The organism is Streptomyces bungoensis (assembly GCF_001514215.1).
GTDB lineage: Bacteria > Actinomycetota > Actinomycetes > Streptomycetales > Streptomycetaceae > Streptomyces > Streptomyces bungoensis.
Map to the genome: position 1 here is coordinate 1 of NZ_KQ948893.1, position 4661 is coordinate 4661.

The 4661-nt window shown below is 69.0% G+C and carries 5 protein-coding genes; 3 read left to right on the plus strand and 2 right to left on the minus strand.

Annotation, left to right across the window (positions count from 1 at the left end):
• On the minus strand, positions 1–507 hold a 507-nt coding region (locus tag AQJ66_RS40535), incomplete at its 3' end, for a hypothetical protein (protein WP_244163042.1).
• 60 nt (positions 508–567) lie between these two features.
• Here AQJ66_RS40535 and AQJ66_RS41115 point away from each other — a divergent pair.
• Positions 568–1119 carry a DNA/RNA helicase domain-containing protein gene (locus AQJ66_RS41115; RefSeq protein ID WP_425264333.1) on the plus strand — a complete coding sequence of 184 codons (552 nt, stop codon included), beginning with the start codon at positions 568–570 and terminating at the stop codon, positions 1117–1119.
• Here the strand turns inward: AQJ66_RS41115 and AQJ66_RS39225 are convergent.
• Complete coding sequence (locus AQJ66_RS39225; protein WP_061931217.1) at positions 1001–1366, minus strand: hypothetical protein; 366 nt, start codon at positions 1364–1366, stop codon at positions 1001–1003. The two genes, AQJ66_RS41115 and AQJ66_RS39225, sit on opposite strands and share 119 nt — an antisense overlap.
• A gap of 580 nt (positions 1367–1946) precedes the next feature.
• Here AQJ66_RS39225 and AQJ66_RS36460 point away from each other — a divergent pair.
• On the plus strand, positions 1947–2189 hold the full coding sequence (locus AQJ66_RS36460) for a hypothetical protein (RefSeq protein ID WP_061931220.1): 243 nt from the start codon (positions 1947–1949) through the stop codon (positions 2187–2189).
• Between the two features lie 81 nt (positions 2190–2270).
• A partial coding sequence (locus AQJ66_RS36465) for a DEAD/DEAH box helicase (RefSeq protein ID WP_079060627.1) occupies positions 2271–4661 on the plus strand: 2391 nt, incomplete at its 3' end.

A 4661-nucleotide genomic window follows, 5' to 3' on the forward strand; every position in this document is an offset into this window, starting at 1 on the left:
CTCGATACCGAGGGCCCTGGGACTGGTGATCGTCGAGCTGAAGCAGTGGCAGACCTGCCGCATCCTCGCACCGAGCGGGTAGTACGCACCAACGGTCTGGTGACGGCCCATCCCGTCCACCAGGTCGCCGCGTACCGCAGCTTCTTCCAGCACTGGCGCCCGCAGGGCGCACCGGAACTCGAGGTGCGCGGCGTGGTGGTGCTGCACAATGCCACCGCCGCCGAGGGAGCCGCTTTGTCGGCTGGCGCCGGTGCGGATGCCGGTGTGCCGGTCCTGACCGGTGAGGAGCTGTCGCGGCCCGGTGCGGTGCTGGCGCGGCTGCTGTGCTGTGGGGACCTGACGGCGCCGGGGGCTGGGCAGGCGCAGGCGTTCGAGAGTATTCGGTGGCAGCCCTCGAGCCGGCTTCTCGACCATGTCGGTGCCGACTTGGAAGGCAGCAGCGCGTTCGCCTTGGTGGGCGACCAGCAGGATGCATTCGTCCGTATCCGTCAGGCCGCGGCACGTCACCTACCCGGCCGCGGTAAGGCCGCAGCGCCGACCGGTAGCGGTGACGGCGCGATCATCACGGTGAGCGGCGGCCCAGGCAGCGGCAAGACCGCTCTCGCCGTGCGCCTGCTGGGGCGTCTCATGCGCGCCCACCCTGCGACCCGCCCCCGGTTCATCACCCCCTCGGGCACGCTGCGCGCCCACCTCCTGGACGCCGTTCGCAGCCACGGCGCGGCCCGTGAGCTGTTCCCATCGGCCGGCTCCCTGCGCAGCACCGCCCGCCAGACAGGTGCGCTCGTCATCGACGAGGCCCAGCGCATCAAACGAGGCAGTGCGGCCGGCCTGCCGCCGGACCTGGCCGCCGTGCTCCAGCACGTCCCCCCATCCACGCCACCGACCCCACCACCCACCACATGCTGCACACTCTCATCCAGGCAAGCTGACCCCGCACGCGAAGCGGCGCCGGACTCCACAGAGTCCGGCGCCGCTTCAACGTCTATGCCGTGCAGGTCAACTACTGCTGCTTGTCGTGGCGGTTACCGACCACCACGTGAACCAGCGGCAGGACCGCGACCACCACGACCAGCGCCCACACCCCGTACCAGGGCATCACCAGGTTCGCGGAAAACTTGAGCACCACGGCAGGACCGACGACCGAGCCGGCGAGCCCGAGAATGCGGGTCGCGGCGTTGATCATCTGCCCGGCGTTGGGACCGGGAACGCTCATCTCGGCCTTGAAGTTCGTCTTGGTGGCCTCGATGCTCAGCTCAGCGTTGCTGGTGGGCGCCTCGTCCTGGACGACCGGCGTCGTCTGGATCTGCACGGCGGCCTGCGCCGACGGCTGCTCGTCGTTCGTGACCTGCATGGAGTTGTTGTTCATGGGCTGGGTCCTCCTAGTGAGCGGCGACCGAACTTGCGCACCGTGGATCGGCACGCATCGGAGTTCGATCAGTCCCAGCCAGCTGCTCGTCCCTACGTCACACGGGAGACGAAGCTGCGGGCTAGGCATTGCCCACCCGACTGCTGGCGAGGATTAAGCCGCATTTAGGGCCCTTTCGATCCACTCAACTCTGTTGCAGGACACGGCGGTTGCCGCGGATGCAATCTAGCACGTGCCCGACCGGTGACGCACCCCTTCTTCACCACATCGGTGACTACATCGATCGCGCCCTGGCATCGGGGCCGGCCTGCGGCGGCTGGATAGGAGGTGGGGACTCAAAGCCGTGTCCGTGAACCCGCGGCCCCATCAGAAGCTCCGGAAGACACCGGGTCACTTGCGCCTGCCGATGACGGGTGACGAGAGACGGAGAGGTGTGATCATGCACCGCGTGCGACCAGGAAAACACGCATCACAGCACTTACGGAGCACCAAAGTGGTGGCTTCTAGGTGCGTAGGTGGCATGATGGAGAGGTAAGGGATGTCTGCGGGCATCCGATTTCCCACTCCGAAGGAGGCTGACATGGCTCGGCCAGAGGACAAGCTCCACGCCGTACGGACAGACAACGAACGCTTCACAGTGACCCTCATCGCCACGGCAGCCCAGGCCGTCGGCACCCTCATGCGGATCACCGGCCTGTCCAAGACCGACGTCATCAACCGAGCCGTCCAGGTCTACGCCTTCCTCGCCCAGCAGATGGCCGACGGCAAGGAGATCCTCCTGCGCGACGAAGAGGGCAACCTCGAGCGAGTCCACATCGTCTGAACAGCACCCACGTCACCTCCCGGTTGCCCAGAGGGCCGGAACAGCCCGCCGGCCTCCCAGCCCAACCGCCGAAGGCAGGACATGCCGCACCCCCAGCCACGCCCTCACCAACGGGAAGCAACCGACCACGTCGTACGCGCCCTGACCCTTCCTCCCGGCGGACACGTCCCCGAACAGGGACTGCGTACGCAAGTGATCATGGCGACCGGCTCCGGCAAGACCCTCGTCGCCGTGCGCAGCGCACAAGAGCTGCAAGCGGGCCGGGTGCTGGTGCTCGTGCCCTCGCTGGACCTACTCGCGCAGACCGAAGCCGCCTGGCGCGAGGGCGGGCGTTCGGGGCCGATGATCGGAGTCTCGTCCCTGCGCGGACCAGAGGCCTCCTTCCCGAACACCACGGACGCGGCCGAGCTCGTCGCCTGGGTGCGCCCCTTTGACAAGGTCACGGTGTTCGCCACCTACGCCTCACTCGGGCTCGGCACACTCGAGCGCGCGCACCGGACCGGCCTACCCGGGTGGGACCTGATCGTGGTCGATGAGGCGCACCGAACTTCGGGTCGGATCGGCAAGCCGTGGGCGGTCGTCCACGACAACACCCGCATCCCCGCCCTGCGCCGCCTGTACATGACCGCCACCCCACGGCTGTGGCAACTGGACGGGGACCCCGACCAGGGTGCGCCGGGCGAGCTGGTGGCGAGCATGGAGGACTCTCCCGACTCGCCGTTCGGTGCGCGCTGCTTCACGCTGACGCTGTCGGAGGCGATCGACCGGGGGATCTGCGCGCCGTACCAGGTGGTGTGCCTGGACATCACCGACACCCAGCTCCAGGCAGCGCAGCTCCTGGGCGTGGCGGGCCGCTCGGACCAGGTCCGCGGGGCCCGCCTCGCGGCCTTGCAGACCGCTCTGGTGAAGGCGTCGTCGGAGGAGGGTTTCCGGCGCACGCTCGTCTTCCACCACGTCGTGAAGGAGGCCGAGGCGTTCGCGGCCGGCCTCCCCGACGTCGCCAAGCGGCTACACGCCGCCGACCCCGAGCTGTACCCGAAGACGATCTGGGTGGACTGGCTGTGCGGCGAGCACAAGCCGCTCCACCGGCAGCGTGTTCTCGGGGAGTTCGCGGCCGGGATCGCCACGGACGGCACCGTCGTGGAGAAGGGCTACCTCGGCTCGGTGAAGGTTCTCGGGGAGGGCGTCGACACCAAGAACTGCGACTCCGTCTACTTCGCGGACGTGCGCGGCTCCATGCCCGACCTCGTCCAGGCCGTCGGCCGCGCGCTGCGCATGCAGCCCGGCGAAGGCAAGATCGCCTCACTCGTGGTGCCGGTACTGCTCGGGCCGGGCGAGGCGGCGGACAACATGCTCACCAGCCAGGCATTCGGCGGGCTGGCGAAGCTTCTGGAGGCGCTCCGGGCGCACGACGCCCGCGTCGTCGAGGCACTCGCCGAACCCCAGGCCCGCAGTCGAGTCAGAGGCGTACAGACCCGCGGCGGAGAACTAGAGGGCGAAACAGTAGAGAGCGACCGAAGCGACCGGCTGTCGGTGCCAGCACGGGAGCTACTCAAGTTCAGCACGCCTCGTGACCCTGCGCAGCTGGCCGCGTTCATCACCCTGCGCGTCCTCAACCCCGAACACGAACAGTGGCGGCGCGGGGTGGAGGCCTCCGTCATCTACGCCCGCGAGCACGGCGACCTTAAGGTGCCCTTCACCTACCGGGTGCCCGGCGGCAACGACCAAGCGGCGGAGGCCGAGGGGTGGCCGTCCTCGCTCGCCGGGTTCCGGCTCGGGCAGTGGATCGCCGACAACCGGCGCGTCTACACCCGCGGGGACATGGACCAGGACCGCATCGCACAGCTGGAGAAGCTCGGCATGGTCTGGTCCCACTACGACGTCGCGTGGGAGGAAGGTCTCGCGGCGGCGCGCGGGTGGGCGGCCGAGGCGGGCCACCTCCTGGCCCCGCTGGACGCCACCTTCCAGGGCTACCGCGTGGGGATCTGGCTGAAGAACGCGCGGGCCGCCGCCCGCAAAGCGGCCGAGAACGAGCAACGGCGCGCCGAGGGCCTGCCCGTTCCGTCGTCGGCCGGAGCGTTGTCGGAGGAGCGGCGTCAGCAGTTGGAGGACATCGACCCGTCGTGGTGCCCGGCCTGGCCCGTGGAATGGCAGCGCGCCTTCCACCTCGTCCGGCAGTACCTCGAAGCCGGCCACCCGCTACCCACCTCGCCGGGCGACGTCGTGCACCAAGGCGAAGATCTCGGCCGGTGGGTACGCTCCGTCCGGTACGGCTGGGACAAGCTGACGACGGTGCAGCAGTGGATGTGCGAACACATCCTCGGGATCCAGCCCGCCAGCGAGGACGAGAAGCCGCCCCCGCGCCGGACGCAGGCCGACAAGTGGGCGCTGAACTACCAGGCCGCCAAGCAGTACTACCAACGCGAAGGACACCTCCGCGTACCGCGGAAACACATCGAACGGATCGTCGTC